The 18,342-nt window shown below is 40.2% G+C and carries 18 protein-coding genes; 13 read left to right on the top strand and 5 right to left on the bottom strand.

The genetic code is table 11. The features are described from left to right. The first annotated feature begins 110 nt into the window (after positions 1 to 110). Both NC799_RS07720 and NC799_RS07715 read left to right on the top strand, forming a co-directional pair. Positions 111 to 1,406, top strand: a complete 1,296-nt coding sequence (locus NC799_RS07720; RefSeq protein ID WP_272445827.1) for an HD domain-containing protein — start codon at positions 111 to 113, stop codon at positions 1,404 to 1,406. Positions 1,407 to 1,583: 177 nt separating this feature from the next. Then, positions 1,584 to 2,084 (top strand): YwgA family protein, encoded by a 501-nt coding sequence (locus NC799_RS07715; protein ID WP_272445826.1) that lies wholly within the window; start codon positions 1,584 to 1,586, stop codon positions 2,082 to 2,084. Between the two features lie 234 nt (positions 2,085 to 2,318). On the opposite strand, the gene NC799_RS07710 is transcribed toward NC799_RS07715, so the two are convergent. Continuing rightward, entirely contained in the window at positions 2,319 to 2,501 is a 183-nt protein-coding gene (locus NC799_RS07710) for a 2-hydroxymuconate tautomerase (protein WP_272445825.1), read from the bottom strand. A gap of 127 nt (positions 2,502 to 2,628) precedes the next feature. Between NC799_RS07710 and NC799_RS07705 the strand changes: the two genes are divergently transcribed. Further along, positions 2,629 to 3,156 carry a YwhD family protein gene (locus NC799_RS07705; protein ID WP_272445824.1) on the top strand — a complete coding sequence of 176 codons (528 nt, stop codon included), beginning with the start codon at positions 2,629 to 2,631 and terminating at the stop codon, positions 3,154 to 3,156. 204 nt (positions 3,157 to 3,360) lie between these two features. Here the strand turns inward: NC799_RS07705 and NC799_RS07700 are convergent, their stop codons facing one another. After that, positions 3,361 to 5,445 carry a transglycosylase domain-containing protein gene (locus NC799_RS07700; RefSeq protein WP_272445823.1) on the bottom strand — a complete coding sequence of 695 codons (2,085 nt, stop codon included), beginning with the start codon at positions 5,443 to 5,445 and terminating at the stop codon, positions 3,361 to 3,363. Positions 5,446 to 5,705: 260 nt separating this feature from the next. Between NC799_RS07700 and speE the strand changes: the two genes are divergently transcribed. The 6 genes from speE (at position 5,706) to NC799_RS07670 (ending at position 11,531) form a co-directional block, all read left to right on the top strand. Then, the gene (gene speE / locus NC799_RS07695) at positions 5,706 to 6,533 is read left to right on the top strand and encodes a spermidine synthase (RefSeq protein ID WP_272445822.1); all 828 of its coding nucleotides are present in this window, start codon (positions 5,706 to 5,708) and stop codon (positions 6,531 to 6,533) included. Between the two features lie 74 nt (positions 6,534 to 6,607). After that, complete coding sequence (gene speB, locus NC799_RS07690; RefSeq protein WP_272445821.1) at positions 6,608 to 7,480, top strand: agmatinase; 873 nt, start codon at positions 6,608 to 6,610, stop codon at positions 7,478 to 7,480. A 98-nt stretch (positions 7,481 to 7,578) separates the two neighbouring features. Then, positions 7,579 to 8,640 (top strand): AimR family lysis-lysogeny pheromone receptor, encoded by a 1,062-nt coding sequence (locus NC799_RS07685; protein ID WP_272445820.1) that lies wholly within the window; start codon positions 7,579 to 7,581, stop codon positions 8,638 to 8,640. Between the two features lie 482 nt (positions 8,641 to 9,122). Beyond that, complete coding sequence (locus NC799_RS07680) at positions 9,123 to 9,557, top strand: YwiB family protein (RefSeq protein ID WP_272445819.1); 435 nt, start codon at positions 9,123 to 9,125, stop codon at positions 9,555 to 9,557. Then, positions 9,554 to 11,224 carry an arginine--tRNA ligase gene (gene argS / locus NC799_RS07675; protein ID WP_272445818.1) on the top strand — a complete coding sequence of 557 codons (1,671 nt, stop codon included), beginning with the start codon at positions 9,554 to 9,556 and terminating at the stop codon, positions 11,222 to 11,224. Before NC799_RS07680 ends, argS begins: the two co-directional genes overlap by 4 nt. 175 nt (positions 11,225 to 11,399) lie before the next feature. Next, positions 11,400 to 11,531: a hypothetical protein gene (locus NC799_RS07670; protein WP_272445817.1), complete on the top strand. Its 132-nt coding sequence runs from the start codon at positions 11,400 to 11,402 to the stop codon at positions 11,529 to 11,531. Between the two features lie 154 nt (positions 11,532 to 11,685). Here the strand turns inward: NC799_RS07670 and sda are convergent, their stop codons facing one another. After that, the gene (sda, locus tag NC799_RS07665; RefSeq protein WP_272445816.1) at positions 11,686 to 11,835 is read right to left on the bottom strand and encodes a sporulation histidine kinase inhibitor Sda; all 150 of its coding nucleotides are present in this window, start codon (positions 11,833 to 11,835) and stop codon (positions 11,686 to 11,688) included. Positions 11,836 to 11,986: 151 nt separating this feature from the next. Between sda and NC799_RS07660 the strand changes: the two genes are divergently transcribed. Continuing rightward, positions 11,987 to 12,778 carry a GNAT family N-acetyltransferase gene (locus NC799_RS07660; RefSeq protein WP_272445814.1) on the top strand — a complete coding sequence of 264 codons (792 nt, stop codon included), beginning with the start codon at positions 11,987 to 11,989 and terminating at the stop codon, positions 12,776 to 12,778. 126 nt (positions 12,779 to 12,904) lie between these two features. On the opposite strand, the gene NC799_RS07655 is transcribed toward NC799_RS07660, so the two are convergent. Both NC799_RS07655 and cls read right to left on the bottom strand, forming a co-directional pair. Beyond that, positions 12,905 to 13,081 (bottom strand): XapX domain-containing protein, encoded by a 177-nt coding sequence (locus tag NC799_RS07655; protein ID WP_272445813.1) that lies wholly within the window; start codon positions 13,079 to 13,081, stop codon positions 12,905 to 12,907. A 12-nt stretch (positions 13,082 to 13,093) separates the two neighbouring features. Beyond that, on the bottom strand, positions 13,094 to 14,296 hold the full coding sequence (gene cls, locus NC799_RS07650) for a cardiolipin synthase (RefSeq protein ID WP_272445811.1): 1,203 nt from the start codon (positions 14,294 to 14,296) through the stop codon (positions 13,094 to 13,096). A gap of 179 nt (positions 14,297 to 14,475) precedes the next feature. Here cls and NC799_RS07645 point away from each other — a divergent pair, with 179 nt between their 5' ends. The 3 genes from NC799_RS07645 (at position 14,476) to rpoE (ending at position 18,151) form a co-directional block, all read left to right on the top strand. Further along, positions 14,476 to 16,593 (top strand): (Fe-S)-binding protein, encoded by a 2,118-nt coding sequence (locus tag NC799_RS07645; RefSeq protein ID WP_272445810.1) that lies wholly within the window; start codon positions 14,476 to 14,478, stop codon positions 16,591 to 16,593. 167 nt (positions 16,594 to 16,760) lie between these two features. Next, entirely contained in the window at positions 16,761 to 17,348 is a 588-nt protein-coding gene (locus tag NC799_RS07640; RefSeq protein ID WP_272445809.1) for a P-loop nucleotide/nucleoside kinase family protein, read from the top strand. 227 nt (positions 17,349 to 17,575) lie between these two features. Continuing rightward, positions 17,576 to 18,151 carry a DNA-directed RNA polymerase subunit delta gene (gene rpoE / locus NC799_RS07635; RefSeq protein ID WP_272445808.1) on the top strand — a complete coding sequence of 192 codons (576 nt, stop codon included), beginning with the start codon at positions 17,576 to 17,578 and terminating at the stop codon, positions 18,149 to 18,151. The last annotated feature ends 191 nt before the right edge of the window (positions 18,152 to 18,342 follow it).

Here is an 18,342-nt window from a genome sequence, read left to right as displayed (position 1 = left end):
CACCTTTTCTGTGAAAAGCCATTTTTTCTCTTGCAAAACTATTATATAATGGGGGAAGAATATATTTGATAGAATAATACTTGCTAAAACATGACAGGAAGGATCATACGATGCACTATAAAGATGAGCAATTAAACGAAGAAAAAGTATTTAAAGATCCAGTCCACCGCTATGTTCATGTCAAGGACCAAGTGATATGGGACTTAATCGGTGCTCCAGAATTTCAACGTTTACGTAGAATTAAACAGCTTGGTACCTCCTATGTAACCTTCCATGGTGCAGAGCATAGTAGATTTAATCATTCTCTCGGTGTTTATGAAATTGTAAGAAGAATTATTGCCAATTTTGAGGGACGTCCTGATTGGAACCAAGAGGAACGACTGCTTTGTCTTTGTGCTGCTCTGTTGCATGATTTAGGTCATGGACCGTTTTCCCATTCGTTTGAAAAGGTGTTTAAACTAGACCATGAAGACTTCACCCGCGAGATTGTCTTAGGGGATACCCATATCAATCAAATTCTAGCGAGGGTTAGTGCCGATTTTCCGCAAAAGGTAGCGGATGTTATTAATAAAACGTATCAGGATAAATTAGTCGTTAGTCTTATTTCTAGTCAAATTGACGCCGACCGGATGGATTACTTGCAGCGTGATGCCTATTTTACTGGTGTTAGCTATGGCCATTTTGACATGGAACGGATTCTTCGCGTCATGCGACCAACGGAAGACCAAGTTGTCGTCAAAGAAAGCGGAATGCATGCTGTTGAAGACTATATTATGAGTCGTTACCAAATGTATTGGCAAGTATATTTTCACCCTGTAACGAGAAGTGCAGAGGTTATTCTATCGAAAATTTTACATCGTGCGAAATATTTATTTGATAATAACTATCAGTTTGCCTTACAGCCGACCCATTTTTTATCTTTTTTTGAAGGGGAAGTATCGTTAAGTGACTATTTAAGGCTGGATGAGCCAGTCGTGCTTTACTATTTCCAAATGTGGGCCGATGAGGAAGACCCGATTTTGAGTGATTTGTGTGAGCGATTTAGTAATCGGCACTTGTTTAAGTACATTGAGTTTAACCCTAATTTACAAATGAAAGAGTGGATGGAGCTATACCGTTTGTTCTCGGATGCTGGGATTGACCCAGAGTACTATTTGGTTATTGATTCTTCATCTGATTTGCCATATGACTTTTATCGACCCGGTGAAGAGGGAGAGCGGCTACCCATTCATTTACTAATGCCAGGTGGCGACCTACGTGAACTTTCGCGGCAGTCAGACATTGTTGAAGCGATCTCTGGAAAAAAACGGACAGACCACAAGTTATATTTTCCACTTGATTTTGTCGAGGCTTTGCCGGATGATAGTGATTTGAAAAAGAAAATGCTAACGATTTTATTTGACTAACACAATGAATAAATGATTTTTTAATTCAAAGCTTATTTTTTAACATATTGTTACTACAAGTACAGTTTATGGCTATTGAGGAGTAGTGATTCTACGAAAAAGCGATTGCGATCAAGTTAGGAATTTGTAAACAAATAAAGAGATGATTAGTTTTCAAGAGATAGGGGATGTTATTTTGTGTTAACCAATCATGCAAAAATAATGAAGTTTTTTAAAGCATCAGAAGAAGTCGTCGGGCGCAAAAAGCTGCAAAAGATGATTTACATATTGAAAAAATGTGGAGTCCCGTTTGAGGAAAAATATGAGTTTCATTTCTATGGTCCTTATTCGGAAGAGTTAACGCTTCGTGTCGAGGAACTATGCAACCTAGGTTTTATCTCTGAGGTGAAGGAAAAGGAGAAAAACTACTATCAATACCGCTATCAGGTGACAGAACAAGGAGAGGAGTTTCTGCAGCACTCGATTGTCGAATTGCCTGTAATCGATGAACGAATTAAAGTGATGAAGGAGAGAAGTTCGCGTTTTTTAGAACTCGTCTCAACGATGTTATATTTTGACCACCTCTCCAAACAAGAGGTTGAAGAAAAGGTACAGATTGTAAAAAAGAAACAAAATTATACCGAGCAAGATATGAAAGAAGCATGGGCATTTATCGAAGAATGTAAGCAGAAGCAATAGCAATAATCGAACATAAATTTTAATTAAAAACGCATGGATTAGAAATATAATCCATGCGTTTTTGCGCGCCAGCCTGCCTTAGTCTGACCAAGGCGCCTACGCTTTTCTTATTGTCTAGCTCCAGCGCCTAGCCCCTCGAGGTCTTAAGGCAAAAAATCTTTGTGTCAAAGAGCGACACATAGATTTTCTGCTTAAGCTTGTCGGGCCTGACCAAGGCGCCTACGCTTTTCTTTGTTAGTCAACCAATCGTTTACCGCCTACTCCGTAATGTTGCTTGTTTATTTCTTCAATGAATACAACTACCTTCTCGCGTGAGGCGCCGGTTGTTTCTACAACGGCATCGGTTACTTTTTCAATTAATGCCTTTTTTTGGTCATCGGTGCGACCTGGTAGCATTTCGACTGTCACATATGGCATGGCCAATTCCTCCTAATTGAAGTTTCTGCTTTATTTGCCTACAATGGTTATTATAGGGAATATATGGCGAGGATACTAGCATCAAGACTTTTTCGTCAAGGTGTAAGGAAGATAAGGAGGCGTAGTAATGACGATGGAAGATTCCTCAAATAAGAAGAAAAAAAATAATGCATTTACAATAATGAAAGATGATTCAACCGATGGCCATGGTGGCTATGGTATAGGTTCAATCAGTCTAGAAAACGTTTCGCCAGTTATCGTTGACCCAAATGAACAGAGGGCCTACATTGATATGGCTGCAATGCATGCAAGGAGCGATATAGAAAGGAGGGTCAAGTTTTTACCTGATAAGGATGCAGTGCCAAATGGAAAGCTCTATTGGATTGTGTGGGTAACAGTACACCGTAATGAAAACGGGCCGTATTATCACGGGGTAACAGGGTGTGAGCTTCGCGTCGATCGGTCGATTAAACGCGCGTACAAGTCGATGCCAGAGCATGTCAACCGATTGGATAAATCGTTAAAAGGCAAAGTCATTGTCGAGGATATGGATGAAGCATCGAAGCGATTACTTGGTGACTTTTTACGTGATTTCAATGCCGATTATTGGGAAAATTCTTCGGATGAGTTAAAAGCTGCACTACCGAAAATGTGAACAATTTGTGAACAAAGAAGGAATTTTTCGAAATATCTTGTGATTTGCTTTAGGAATTTGTACAATTACTACACATGGTTTCATACATGTGTTACTAGGACAAAGAAAAAGGTCGGAATTTATTCCGGCCTTTTTCTTTGTCTGTCACTAAAAAAGGGGAGGATTGCTAGGTTTTGTTATGCCTATCAATCACCCCCTAATAGCTTAGCGGAACCAATTTAGAATACGGTTGAAGAACGAGTCTTTTACTTTGGTTGGTTCGTTGTTAGTTGGTTGGTCAACTTTTTCATCAGATGTTTCTTTCGTATGCAAATTGCAATACTCGGTAGGTTCTGTTCCTTTTTCGAAATACATGAGGCGCTGGTTTTTACAGTATGGTGTGGCCAGTTTACCTGAAGCAGGGTCAATGTATCTTCCAACAACCCCGTCAGGTACCTTAAATGCTTTGAATGGAATATCCTCATGTGCTTTTTCCATGTAGCTTGCCCATACTTGTTTGGCGATACCTTGTTCCTTTACTTTCGTGATTGGAATGTTTTGATCATAACCGGTCCATACGCCTGTTACTAAACTAGGGCTAAAGCCAACCATCCAACTATCCGTTTTCGTTGTTCCTGATTTGCCTGCGTAATTTTTACTCAATTGATCGGCAATCGTTGCGCCTGTTACTCGCATATAGCCGTTTAATGACTCATCGAACATCCCTGTCATCAGATTGGCCAAAATGAATGCTTTCTTCGGGTCTAACACTTGCTTTTCCTTCTTTTGTTTACGTTTATAAAGCACATTTCCCTTGGCGTCAGTCACCTTTTCAATCGTATAAGGCTCAACTTTCCTTCCACCGTTAGCGAGTGTGCTATAACCGGTGACCATCTCTCTGACGGTGACAGACGCTGTTCCGAGCGCTAGTGAAGCATAAGGATCAAGCTTACTCTTAATCCCGAATTTCCTAGCTGTTTTAACTAGTGTTTCGGGTGAGACAAATAGGTTTGTTTTAACCGCGTAAATATTATCGGATAAAGCAAGCGCCTGTGCGAGTGTGATTGGTTTGTCAGCGTAATACCCATTATAATTACTTGGCTGATAAACGGTTCCGTTTGCTAATTCAAAATTGGTTGGCTTACTCATCAGTGTTGTCGTTGCGGTAAAACCGTTCTCCAATGCTGCATAGTACAGGAATGGTTTGAACGATGAACCGGGCATACGAGCTGCTTGGGTCGAACGATTGAATTGACTTTCCTCATAATTTCTGCCACCGACCATAGACACAATCGCACCAGTCTTTGGTTCCATTGCAACTGCACCAACTTGTAGTTCGGTATCTTTTGGGAAATTAGCTTTAATACTACCTTCTAGATCCTTCTGTTTGTTTATATCTAGTGTCGTATACACTTGATACCCGCCAGACCTAATTTCTTCAATTGTCTTATTTAGAACAATCGCAAGTTCTTTAACGACAACATCTTGAAAATATGGGGCAACTGTCTTGACGGTCCGTTCTTTATCGCCAGCAAATGCAAGCTTTGTCTGTAAAGCAGCTTCTGCCTGTTCCTTAGAAATGACATCTAGTTTATATAAAGATGTTAAAATCTGTTGTTGCCTTTCTTTAGCATTGTCAAAATTACGTAACGGAGAATAATAAGTAGGTCCTTTAGGAATCCCAGTTAACATACTAGCCTCAGCAAGGGTTAACTCATCTGCTGACTTGTCAAAGTAATAACGACTAGCTGCTTCGATTCCGTAAGCCCCGTGCCCATAATAAATTGTATTCAAGTAACCTTCTAATATTTTATCCTTACTGTAAAACATCTCTAGACGTAGCGCATAGAATGCTTCTTTTAACTTACGCTTCCATGTTTTTTCATAGGAAAGGTAAAGGTTACGTGCATATTGTTGCGTGATGGTACTAGCACCTTGAACCATTGACATCGAACGGATATCCTTAATGGCTGCACCGAAGATTCGTTTAATATCAAACCCATCATGCTCATAGAAATTACGGTCTTCTGTCAGGAGTGTTGCTTCAATCAGGGTATCACTAATATCATCCAAAGGAACCCAGTACCTATTTTCAACAGAGTTTTCTTCCCCAATAACTTGACCATTAGCACTGTAATAGATTGTATTTTGACTGCTAGCTAACGAAGGTGGACCGAGACTGAAGGTATACAAATAAAGTCCTAAGACCAAAATAGCAGCGAGCAGACCGGAAGAGCAAATAACTGCAATGGACCAGCGTACATATTTATTTTCAATTTTTCCTAGTATCGCTTTTGTCTTTGTAAACATCGTTATTACTCCTAATCAAGACAATATTGATCATGCTTGTGGCAAAAAGCGCCATTACGAGGCTTGTCTTACGCTTTTCAGGGCTGAGCAAGGCGCGACTTGCGCTTTTCTTACCATTATGGGAAAGTGGATGGGGAATTAAACATAGGAAGGGGATTTTTATTCGTAATCGAAACTTTCTCGTTGTTTGAAACGGGTAATTTTGGTAAATATAGAAGTATTGAGACAGAAGCGAACACAATGTAAAGGAGTTTGGTTAGATGGATTTATGGTTTACGGAAAAACAAACAGAGCAGTTTGGGATTACTGCTAAAGTAAATAAAACATATCATACAGAAAAAACCGACTTTCAACAGCTTGTTATGATTGAAACAGCAGAGTGGGGCAATATGCTTGTTCTTGATGGTATGGTGATGACAACGGAGAAGGATGAGTTTGTTTATCATGAAATGGTTGCCCATGTTCCGCTGTTTACCCACCCTAATCCGAAGCATGTCCTCGTTGTCGGTGGTGGCGACGGTGGTGTGATTCGGGAAGTGCTCAAGCATAAGTCAGTAGAAAAGGCGACATTAGTTGAGATCGATGGAAAGGTCATCGAATACTCGAAAAAGTATTTGCCAGATATTGCCGGTGAATTGGACAACCCTCGCGTTGAGGTGAAAGTTGACGATGGATTTATGCATATCGCGAAAAGTGACAAGGCGTATGACGTGATCATGGTCGATTCAACCGAGCCAGTTGGGCCGGCGGTTAATTTGTTCTCCAAAGGCTTCTATGCAGGAATTTCTAAGGCGCTAAAAGACGATGGGATCTTTGTTGCACAAACTGATAATCCCTGGTTTAAAGCTGATTTAATTAAGCAAGTCTACAACGATGTCAAAGAGATTTTTCCTGTGACGCGGTTGTACACAGCGAATATACCAACGTACCCGAGCGGTCTATGGACATTTACCCTTGGGAGTAAAATCCATGATCCCTTAAAAGTGAAGGACGAACGGTTTACTGAAATGGAAACCAACTATTATACGAGTGAACTCCACTTTGCTTCCTTTGCACTGCCGAAGTTCGTTAAAGACTTGACAACATAAAGGTTCAGCATGGAATCAGTAAATCTGCAACTGATTGCAAGCAACTGATTGAAAGATAGAAAGGAGATGTTTGGATGCGGTTTGATGAAGGGTACTCTGGTAAAGTATTTATCATGTCTCGTCCTGATTTTGATGAGGCAAAAGCTGTCATTTACGGGATGCCGATGGACTGGACAGTAAGCTTTCGACCTGGCTCGCGGTTTGGTCCGAACCGAATTCGTGAAGCGTCACTTGGGTTAGAAGAATACAGTCCATACATGGATAGACATTTAGAGGAAGTAAACTACTTTGATGCAGGCGATATTCCGCTTCCTTTCGGTAACCCGAAGCGAAGTCTTGATACGATCCAAGATTATCTTAAACAGCTTTTAGCAAAAGGGAAGTTTCCACTTGGCCTTGGTGGTGAGCATTTAGTATCATGGCCAGTTATTCAAGCCGTGTATGAGAAATACCCCGACATGGCACTGATTCATATGGATGCCCATGCCGACCTACGCGAGGAATATGAGGGAGAACCATTGTCACACTCGACACCAGTTCGAAAAGCATGTCAGTTAATCGGACCTGAAAATGTCTATTCCTTTGGTATTCGTTCAGGGATGAGGGAAGAGTTTGCCTATGCGAAAGACAGTGGCATGTATATGGCAAGGTATGAGGTTGCAAAGCCACTCCGAGAAATATTGCCGAAGTTAAGCGGTAAGAAGGTTTATGTTACAATTGATATTGATGTATTAGACCCAGCGTACGCCCCAGGAACAGGAACAGCTGAGGCTGGTGGGATTTCTTCTAAAGAATTACTAGAAGCAATCCAGCTAATTGCCAATTCAAATGTCCATGTTGTCGGGGCAGATTTAGTCGAGGTTGCACCGATTTATGACCCAACAGAACAAACAGTTATCGCAGCAAGTAAATTTATCCGAGAAATTTTACTCGGATGGGTAAAATAAAGTAAACTTCTACACACTCATTGTCGGTTTTTTATGTTAGAATGGATTCTATTAAAAATACCATCTTAGCTCTTAATAGAAATGGTAGGGATACTAAAATGACTAGTAATCAATCCCGTTTTTCGCATTGGGAACCGTACTATATAAATGGCAAAGAGCTCCCGCTTCATCAAGTCTATCAACTAACATTTGCAACACTCGACCAGCAAAAAGCCATTGAGACAATGAGACAGTTATGCTTAACGGCAAGCACTGATGAAAACAAACGTATTGGATTAGAGTTCCTTTATTCCTATGGGTTTCTTTCGGATGTCCAAGAATTAATTGAACAAAATCTTCAGACAAAAAACCCGGTTAATCACCGGTGGGCAGCGTTTTATCAGATTATTTATGATCGTAAACGAACGAAAAATCAACCCTATGATTTCACAAAGACAAAGGCTTATTTGGAAAAAGTAAAGCGGTTGTCGTTTCACGAAGACGAGCTAAAATGTCTAAGTGATTTTATGCATATTTATGCTTACTTCGAATTGAAACAATACAATAATCTCGGGCACTATGCCGATCAATTATTTACGAGGATTTTTTATATAGAAGACCCGTTGCTAAAGGAGTTATTCTCGATTCGACTGGATGAGGTGCAAGTGATTTTTCATTGGAAACGGAATGAAATGATCATTGCCCGTAAATTTGGCTACCGGATTTTGAATACAACTGGTAGTCTACGGAAAAAAGTTGAAGTTAACAATTTAATGGCGCTCGGTTATGTCTTTGATAGCTATGACCAAGCAATGATTCATATTAATCGAGCATTAACGATTGCTAACGGGATTGAACTTATGCCAGCCATTAATGGCATTACTAATTTTACCATTCCGTTTATTTCAGCATATCATGGTGTAACAGATGGTATTACAACGACAGATAAAGCGGAACAAGCTCATCTAGCTTTGGCGCGTGGAGATAGGGAAACGTGTATTCAACTGTTAAGCGAATTCGAATCGCTTTCGCCGTTTCAACAATATTATCTCGGAAAAGCACTTGGAGACAAGGCACTATTAGAAGAATCCCGCCATCGCTTTATTAAAGAGCAAAGTGACTACTTCTATGTGAAACTGCCGATTAATGAACTTCAAAAGATGAAAGTTAACTACTACTAAACGCTTCCTTATTAGCTCAGGAAGCGTTTTTCATCGCAAGATAAGAAAGTAAAAAACGTCAGGTCTTGTCTTATGCCTGCCTTAGTCTAACAAAGGCGCTTCCGCTTTTCTTAACGCCCGATCGAGCCCTGTTAAGTGACAAACGGTAGTCAAAGACCGCTAATAACGCCCGATCGAGCCCTGTTAGCGGCCAAACGGTAGTCAAAGACCGCTAATAACGCCCGATCGAGCCCTGTTAACGGTCAAACGGTAGTCAAAGACGGCTAATGACGCCCGATTGATCCCTGTTAACGGCCAAACGGTAGTCAAAGACGGCTAATAACGCCCGATTGATCCCTGTTAGCGGCCAAACGGTAGTAAATTGTGCTCCACTTCGTAGTCTGCCTTAGTCTAACCAAGGCGCCCTTCGCTTTTCGTAACTGTACTTTCTGGTGGGGTTTTATTATACTTAGGTTCGTATCCCGAACATTGGGGGTGTTAGTTTGGAAGGTAATCAACTACCAGTAATGATAAAAATGATAACGGAAATTAGAGAATTAGGGCAATTGGCTAAGACGGTTATAGAAGAAGAGGGAATATATATTTACCGCGGCAATACATCGGTGCTAAAGTTCACGGAGCATCAAGATGGTGAGGAAGATGTTAACGCGTTGATTACAATAAAGCCAGATAAGGTAAGTATCAAGCGGACAGGTGCAGTCGATATGCATCAAGTTTTTCGCAAAAAAGAACGAACGGAAAATGTCTATCGTCATGCCTATGGAAGTATTCACATCGAAACACATACAGACGAAATTACATACCAACAACTTGAACAAGGAAAAGGAAAGTTGTTTATCAGCTATACGACAAAACTAAACGGCGAAGGAAATCGTAGACACCGTTTAACCATTACATTTAAGGAGGCAATCGTATGAATATCATGCAACAAATGCAGGATACGTTAAAAACAGAAATCAAACAAGCTGTCCTAAATGCAAACCTTGCTACAGAAGGAGAGCTACCGGACATCATTTTAGAACAACCGAAAGATAAAGCTCATGGTGATTACGCGACAAATATCGCGATGCAGCTAGCGAGAGTGGCTAAAAAAGCACCGCGTGCGATTGCTGAAGACATCATCAAGTACTTTGACCGCACCAAGGCATCGATAACTGATGTGGAGATTGCGGGACCAGGCTTTATTAATTTTTTCATGGACAATAGTTATTTAACAGACCTTATTCCAACTATATTAGCGCAAGGGGATGACTATGGTTCCTCCAATGTTGGCGGCGGTCGCCGGGTGCAAGTGGAGTTTGTCTCCGCTAATCCAACTGGTGACCTTCATCTTGGCCATGCAAGAGGTGCAGCTGTCGGGGATTCGTTATCCAATGTACTTGTAAAAGCAGGCTATCAAGTCGAACGTGAATATTATATTAATGATGCAGGAAATCAAATTAATAATTTGGCTATCTCGATTGAAGCGCGTTATATGCAAGCATTAGGTAAAGAATGGTCAATGCCAGAAGATGGCTACCACGGCCAGGACATTGTTGGTATTGGTGAAAAATTAGCGGAACAATACAAAAGTGAATGGGCTGATAAAGCGGAAGAGGAAAGGCTTGCGTTTTTCCGTGAGTACGGCTTAAAATACGAGCTCGGTAAAATCGAACAGGATTTGGCTCAGTTTCGTGTCCACTTTGATAACTGGTTCAAAGAAACATCGCTTTATGAAGAGGCTAAAATTCAGCCCGCATTAGATCAACTAAAAGACAAAGGTTACATTTACGAACAGGATGGTGCAACATGGTTCCGTTCTACTGATTTTGGTGATGATAAAGACCGTGTTTTGATTAAACAAGATGGAAGTTATACGTATTTAACACCAGATATTGCCTATCACAAAAATAAGTTGGACCGAGGTTTTCAAACACTTATTAATATTTGGGGCGCAGACCATCATGGGTATATTCCGCGAATGCGTGCAGCGATTCAAGGCCTTGGATATGAAGCAGATACACTGGAGGTTGAAATTATCCAAATGGTGAATCTTTTCCAGGACGGGGAAAAGGTGAAGATGAGTAAGCGTACAGGAAAAGCTGTGACATTAAGAGAGTTAATGGAAGAAGTTGGCATTGATGCGATGCGTTACTTTTTCTCGATGCGCTCCGGCGACTCACACTTAGACTTTGACATGGACCTTGCTCGTTCCCAGTCAAACGACAATCCAGTCTATTATGTGCAATATGCCCATGCTCGTATTTGTACGATGCTAAGCCAAGCGGTGGACAAAGGCTTCCGTGTAAGTAAAGAATTTGATGGTTCCTTATTAACAAGTGAAAAAGAAGAGGATTTGTTAAAGCGTTTAGGTGAATTCACGCAAGTCGTTGCTGATGCTGCTACTAGCAGAACGCCGCATCGGGTAACCCAATATATCTTTGATTTGGCATCCAATCTTCATAGCTTCTATAACGCTGAAAAAGTTTTAGACCAGGATCATCCTGAACGAACAAAGGCAAGACTTGCATTAATGGAAGCTGTCAAACTGACACTTGCTAACGGTATGCGTCTAATTGGTGTTAGTGCACCTGAAAGTATGTAAACGATAATTCATTACCGGCTTCACCACTTAATGAACGTAGAAAAAGCATTCCAGATTTCTGGAGTGCTTTTCTATTTGTCTAGCTCAGGCTCCGAGCGCTTTTCTTATTTGAATGTTTATATTTTAATGAGGGTGGTATATATAGTTAAGATTGAATGGAACTGGGGTGGTTATCGTGAGTGATGAGTATAACGAGTTGTTGTCCAATTTCAAACAAGAGATCGAGGAAAAGCTAGAACGAGAATTAACTGAAAAAGAATTGAACTTTGTTGAATGGCTTGAAAAAAGGATAAATGAATCAACTTAGTTGAATGGATTGAAAAAAAGATAAATGAATCAACTTAGTTGAATGGCTTGAAAAAAAGATAAATGAATCAACTTAGTTGAATGGCTTGAAAAAAAGATAAATGAATCAACTTAGTTGAATGGCTTGAAAAAAATAGTTAAAAGCTTAATAGACTTTAGTCTACTTTGCCTAACTCCTCTGGCAGTAAGCCCCTGTGATCAATTTCTTCTAAAATTAAATCAATGAAGTCAGGTTCTAAATCTAGATTTAATGCTTCATAGTAACAATTAACTAACTTTTCATCGCTTAATGAATGGAGGCCCATGTCTTTCATCCCTTTTTATAGACTAAGTAACTACACTACTATTTTCCTATATCTAATAAGTGGACGCAAGTGAAATAAATCAAAAAATAGTTCTTTACTAACTTTACTGCTTCTGTTATCATTCTTGAAAAATTAGTAGTGAGGGAATTATATGATTCGACCATTAACAAAACAAGATGATAGCCAGTGCCAACAATTATTAGGTAAAGAACCTGCTGAGAATCTATTTATCATCGGTGATATCGAGGCTTTTGGGTATGAACAAGACTTTCAGAAATTGTGGGGAGAATTTAATGATGCTGGCCAATTAACGGCAGTTCTTTTAAAGTATGAGCAAAATTATATTCCGTATGCTCCCGGTCCCTTTGATGTGGAAGGCTTCGCTGAAATTATCAATAACGATCCAGATTTCCGGGCACTGTCTGGTTTGAAAAAAATTACCGATCAATTTGACGGAAGGATAGACCGTAACATTACGTCCAAGCGAGCATTCTATTATGCAAAATGCACGTCCACCAACCAGTTACCTGCTGTTGATGCCAATCAGGTGAAACAAATCAATCTAGACGATGTTGAAAGACTTGGTGAATTGTTATCGACTGTTGCAGAATTTAGCAATAGTATGTTTAACCCAGAGAGTAAGAAGCGGAGCCTAAAGAAAGGTGTATCACGAGGAGTTTACATCGAAGAAGATGGACAGATGGTTTCGACCGCATCGACGGCTGCAGAAAATAGTAAGTCTGCGATGATTGTCGCAGTTGCAACGCGTGATGGATTTAAGCAAAAAGGATATGCAACCAAATGTCTGACAACGCTTTGTCGAGATGTCCTGCAGGAAGGAAAGGAACTCTGCTTGTTTTACGACAACCCAGCCGCTGGGGCAATCTATAAAAGACTCGGGTTTCAGGATATTGGGACATGGACAATGACTACGTGTGAGTAATATTTAGAATCGTTTCATAATTAATAACCGCAACATTCAGGTAACATTCTTTTCGAACAGGGAAAGTCAGAACAGACAAGCGTTCTGACAACTTTCCTGTTCCAACAAAGAATTAACAGATAGCATCTAAAAAATCCGTTGCAAAAATGGCGCAACCGCTTGGAAGGCTTTAAATCCAAGATATACACCTACAATCCCCGTTACCCCGGCTAGGGCCGGGGGTGCCGGGATTGGCAGTTTAAACATCGCGAATAGAAAACCGACTACTACACCTGTCAGTAGTGCGAGTATTACTTCTTTCACTAGGTAAACCTCCTATAATAGTGGTCGAAATAACCTTGCAATGACACCTGAAATTTTCGTGTGCAATGCTTGGTCTTTCATCCATTGTGGTGTGAAAATATCACTTTTTTCAATATCATCAAAATACGCAGAGCGAACCGATTGTATGAACGTATCGTCGTTAACAATGATTGGATTTATTTCTTTATTCAAAAAAACACTTCGACGATCAAAATTAGCCGTTCCAATGTCACATAGCTTCTGATCGATAATCATCACCTTGGCATGATAAAATCCGAGGTCATACAAATGGATGCTTGCCCCTTGTTGGTACAATGCTTTTAAAAAAGGAAAAGCTGCGGGGCGAACTAATGGATGGTCAGCTTTTTTCGGAATCATAATCGTTACAGTAATGCCTCGCTCGAGCGCCTTTACTAATGCAGCAAACATGCGCTTACTCGGAATAAAATAAGGTGTTCCAATTAATATTTCAGACTGTGCATCGTGAATCCAATCAACAAAAGTATCCTCGAGCTGCCCACCGTCTGTAACGACTAATTCCATCGAGCCATTTCTTGCTGCCGGCCAGTTTTCTCCATTATTGGCTGGTGTCACTTTCTTTCCTGTTTTCGCACATTCCCAGTCATAGTTGAATACCTCAATTAGATTTAAGACGATATCACCAGTTAGTTTTAAGTGATAGTCACGCCACGGTCCAAGTTTGGGATCTTCACCAAGGTACTCTTTGCCTAAATTATACCCACCAACATAACCGGTTCGATTGTCAATAATCGCAACCTTTCGATGATTCCGCCTGTTAAGGTGATAAAAAAAGTATGGAAAACGCGGACGATTACTGCGCAAAAACTGAACGCCGTGATCCTGTAAATCTTCAATAATGGAACGTTTCAAGGAATAACTTCCAATAAAATCGACCATCAAGCGCACCTTTACCCCTGTTTGTGCTTTCTGTTTAAGTATGTCATACATTTTTTTCGATATATCGTCATTACGTACGATGAAAAACATGATGTCGATGCTTGATTTTGCTCGCTTCATGTCGTCAAACATAACTTTAAATAATTCGTCTCCAGTTTTAAAGAGCTGATACTCCCCTTGTGTACGTTTAAAATTAAATGGTGGAGGATTATTTTGATACACACGTTTCCCTAACTCGAAATCGATAACTAAGAGAACTATAAACAATGCAACAATCGCAAGTGATATCAGTACCAAAAAAATGCTCCTTTCCTACTTTAATAGCATTACGTTTCCCTTTGTCAGCAAAAACATGAATAAAAAAATATTGACTGAATGTTCATTCATAAATTAAAGTATACTTAAGATCAGCAGCTAATAAGCTAGAAGAAAAGCTAAAAGACAGTAGTTAACATGTTAATAAAAGGAGGAGAAGAATGAATCCATGGTTAATCATGAACTGGTTATTATTTATTGTTGTGACGAGCTACGGTGTGTATTTATTTCTTCAAGTCGTTAAAACAAGACTCGCTTACATCCGACTTGGCAAGAAAGTGGAATATGATCACCAGGTGAAACAAGGGGTTAAGAAGGTACTCATCAATGTTTTCGGACAAAAGAAATTGCTGAAAGATAAGAAATCTGGTGCAATTCACGTAATGATGTTTTATGGATTTATCCTCGTTCAATTCGGAGCTATTGATTTTATTGTAAAAGGATTGGTGCCAGGCTCCCATTTACCTCTTGGCATTCTTTATCCAGGCTTCACTTTTTTTCAAGAAATCGTCACAGCCATGATCATCGTTGCTGTTATATGGGCGTTTTACCGGCGCTATATCGAAAAGCTGCCACGATTAAAACGTGGATTTAAAGCAGGTTTAGTCCTTATTTTTATTGCTACATTAATGGTATCTGTCCTATTCGGTAATGCAATGGAAATCATTTGGCGTGGCAATGAACTGGCATGGTCAGAGCCAATTGCTTCAATAATTGCAAGCGCTTTCTCGCCTTTACCTAAAGTTGCTGCTGCTAGTTTATTTTTCGTTGCTTGGTGGCTCCATTTACTCACACTGTTAACCTTTCTCGTTTATGTTCCTCAGTCAAAGCATGCCCATTTACTTGCTGCCCCAGCCAACGTATTTTTAAACCGTCAAACGGCACCAGGAAAATTAGCAAAGATAAATTTTGACGTCGATGAAGACGATGCAGATATTTCATTTGGTGTAGGAAAAATAGAAGATTTTAACCAGAAACAAATGCTTGATTTTTACGCATGTGTCGAGTGTGGCCGCTGCACGAGTGTCTGTCCGGCATCAACAACAGGAAAGATTTTGTCACCAATGGACCTTATTGTAAAAATGCGTGATCATCTTACATTAACAGGGGCAGCTGTTACCGGCAAATCGCCTTGGGTACCAAAGCAAGCTTTTGCCCATACCAAAGGAAATCAATTAGCGGAAATGACAAGCATATCTAGTGGTGTACAGCAAGAGGCTGCTGCAACAGCAACTACCTATTCATCAAGCTTAATTGGCGATGTCATCACCGAAGAAGAAATATGGGCATGTACAACTTGTCGAAATTGTGAAGATCAATGCCCGGTAATGAATGAGCACGTTGACAAAATTATTGATTTGCGCCGCTATTTAGTGTTGACTGAAGGGAGAATGGACCAAGATGCACAGCGAGCAATGATGAATATCGAACGTCAAGGAAATCCGTTTGGACTATCGAAGCGTGACAAGGAAAATTGGCGCGAGTTAGACCCAAGTGTTCCTATTCCAACGGTGAAGGAGTTGAAAAAAAGAGAGCAATCATTCGAGTACTTATTTTGGGTAAGCTCGATGGGTGCTTATGATAATCGTAGTCAGAAAATAGCCATGGCGTTTGCAAAGCTAATGAATGAGGCTGGCGTTTCCTTTGCGATTCTGGGCAATAAGGAAAATAATTCTGGTGACACAGCTCGCCGGCTCGGCAATGAATTTTTGTTCCAAGAGCTGCTTGGAAAAAATATTAAAGAGTTTGAGAAACACGGTGTAACCAAAATTGTTACGATTGATCCGCACGCATACAATATTTTTAAAAATGAATACCCTGACTTTGGCTTCAAGGCAGAAGTATATCATCATACCGAAATCTTGTATGATCTCGTAAACGAAGGTAGGTTGAAGCCGACTGTGCCGATAAACCAAACGCTCACCTATCATGACTCCTGTTATCTTGGTCGTTACAATGATGTTTACGACCCACCGCGCGCTATTTTAACTAGTATCCCAGGGCTCGAACTCGTGGAAATGAAACGAAGTAGGGAAAATGCGATGTGTTGTGGTGCTGGTGGTGGCATGATGTGGACGGAAGAAACAACAGGAACACGGGTTAATGTCGAGCGGACCGAGCAAGCGATAAAGGTTAATCCTACGATGATCTCATCTGCTTGTCCATTTTGCCTAACCATGCTTAGTGACGGCACGAAAGCAAAGCAAGTCGACCAAACGATCAGTACGATGGATGTAGCAGAGATTTTGGCTATGTCAGTTTTCGGTCATGAGGCATAAACGTCTAAAAGAGAGTCTGATTGGGCAGACTCTCTTTCGTTTGGTAAGATAATAAGTAAAATAACAAAAATATTATTGCTTTCAGGTGCGTTCTTTGGTTGAATGCGATAACATAGAAAAGACATAGCATACATATAAGATTATAATAGGATAAGAGGTGTTTGAAAGTGCAAAAGCTAGTATTTTTCGTAGGTGTTGCAGGAACAGGGAAGACAACCGTTGCACGTGAGGTGGCACTGAGGCGGCCGTGTGCGTTTATTGACCGGGATACGGTTGGTGGAAGATTCGTTGAGAGTATTTTAGAAATGAATAACATGGATAAAAATGACCGTGATTCCGACTTTTATAAGAAAAACTTACGAGATTTGGAATATGACACGGCAAAGGATATTTGTATTGAAAATCTGTCTGTTGGACAAGATGTGTTCATGATATCCCCGTTTACAGCGGAACTTAAAAACGAAGATTGGATCAAGCAAGTGATTGCAGATAGCAATCGCACCGAAAAAGAAGTCGATGTGAAAGTAGTTGTCGTTACACTGGATGATATGGATACGCAACGTGAACGCATTGAAGAAAGAGGTACGGTTCGTGACTCTTGGAAATTGAATAACTGGGATTCGTATGAGACGCGGGTCGATTTCGTACCAACGATTAACTGGGATATTCCACAAGATAACGTTCTTATTTTTGACAATACCGGCGATTTAACGGAAGAAAAGGTTGATCGTCTCATGCAGTTTATTAACCGTTGAGTGGCAAGTACTCTCACTCTTTTCCAAAACCGTTAGAATAGGGTTAAGCGTGAGGCTTTTTGGCTATGATAGAATCGTACTCATCCATTGCATTTTGATTTTGATAACAATATAATGTATGGTAGGCTTTATACGGTAGTTTTGCCTAATTTTAACACGGAAATTGAGAGAGTTAAGCTCTAACTATATAAAATGCGTAAATTATACATATGAGGGAGTGCTGGACCGTGAGCTTAAAAGATTATAGCCAAGAAGAGATTAAGTACATCTCGATGATTGAAATGGCTAACTTCATGTTGATTGAAAAAAATAAAGCAACGGACTTTCGAGAAATGTTCGATGAAATTGCAAAGTTAAAAGGATTCTCAGAAGAAGAGAAAATTGATAATCTGGCCCAATTTTACACGGACTTAAATACGGACGGACGTTTTTTAACGCTTGGTTCTAATATTTGGGGACTAAAGCGTTGGTACCCTGTCGAGCAAATTGAGGAAGAAATCACGTCTACACCGAAGAAAAAGAAAAAGAAAAAGGCAGCAAAGCGTAGTGTGGTAGACGACTTTATTGAAGAAGATGACCTGGATGAGGAAGAGCTTGACGATGCCTTTGAGGACGATGATTTTGACGACTACGAAGAAGATGTTGCTACAGACGATGATGAGGCAGATATTGAGGAAGACGATATTGAAGAAGATGCTGATGATTTTGATGAGGCGGACTCGGAAGATTTTGATGAAATAGATGACGAAGGACTCGAGGGAGATGAGTTTGATGAAGAAGATGCCGAAGAAGAGGAAAAATAAATAGTCTTGACTTTGGTCAGGCAAATAAGTAAAATGTGTTTTGGGCACTATAATGACCAATTGACATTTCGGCGTTCCCTTTAACTAGGGGACGCTTTTTGTTTGTTTCCATGAAATACAAGCTTTTATTTAGTGGTGGTGAGGCGTGCTTTTTGTCGGTTTGTTGATTATAGTTATACAGTTGTCAAAAA

The organism is Aquibacillus salsiterrae (assembly GCF_028416595.1).
Classification (GTDB): domain Bacteria; phylum Bacillota; class Bacilli; order Bacillales; family Amphibacillaceae; genus Aquibacillus_A; species Aquibacillus_A salsiterrae.
The sequence above is the reverse complement of the archived record's forward strand: the minus strand, read 5'-3'. Positions and strand labels throughout refer to the sequence as shown.

Excerpts from the sequence above, each read along its gene's own strand:
- NC799_RS07720 (WP_272445827.1), top strand. The coding sequence starts at position 111 with ATGCACTATAAAGATGAGCAATTAAACGAAGAAAAAGTATTTAAAGAT.
- NC799_RS07710 (WP_272445825.1), bottom strand. The coding sequence starts at position 2,501 with ATGCCATATGTGACAGTCGAAATGCTACCAGGTCGCACCGATGACCAA.
- NC799_RS07705 (WP_272445824.1), top strand. The coding sequence starts at position 2,629 with ATGACGATGGAAGATTCCTCAAATAAGAAGAAAAAAAATAATGCATTT.
- NC799_RS07700 (WP_272445823.1), bottom strand. The coding sequence starts at position 5,445 with ATGTTTACAAAGACAAAAGCGATACTAGGAAAAATTGAAAATAAATAT.
- speE (WP_272445822.1), top strand. The coding sequence starts at position 5,706 with ATGGATTTATGGTTTACGGAAAAACAAACAGAGCAGTTTGGGATTACT.
- speB (WP_272445821.1), top strand. The coding sequence starts at position 6,608 with ATGCGGTTTGATGAAGGGTACTCTGGTAAAGTATTTATCATGTCTCGT.
- NC799_RS07685 (WP_272445820.1), top strand. The coding sequence starts at position 7,579 with ATGACTAGTAATCAATCCCGTTTTTCGCATTGGGAACCGTACTATATA.
- argS (WP_272445818.1), top strand. The coding sequence starts at position 9,554 with ATGAATATCATGCAACAAATGCAGGATACGTTAAAAACAGAAATCAAA.
- sda (WP_272445816.1), bottom strand. The coding sequence starts at position 11,835 with ATGGGCCTCCATTCATTAAGCGATGAAAAGTTAGTTAATTGTTACTAT.
- NC799_RS07660 (WP_272445814.1), top strand. The coding sequence starts at position 11,987 with ATGATTCGACCATTAACAAAACAAGATGATAGCCAGTGCCAACAATTA.
- NC799_RS07645 (WP_272445810.1), top strand. The coding sequence starts at position 14,476 with ATGAATCCATGGTTAATCATGAACTGGTTATTATTTATTGTTGTGACG.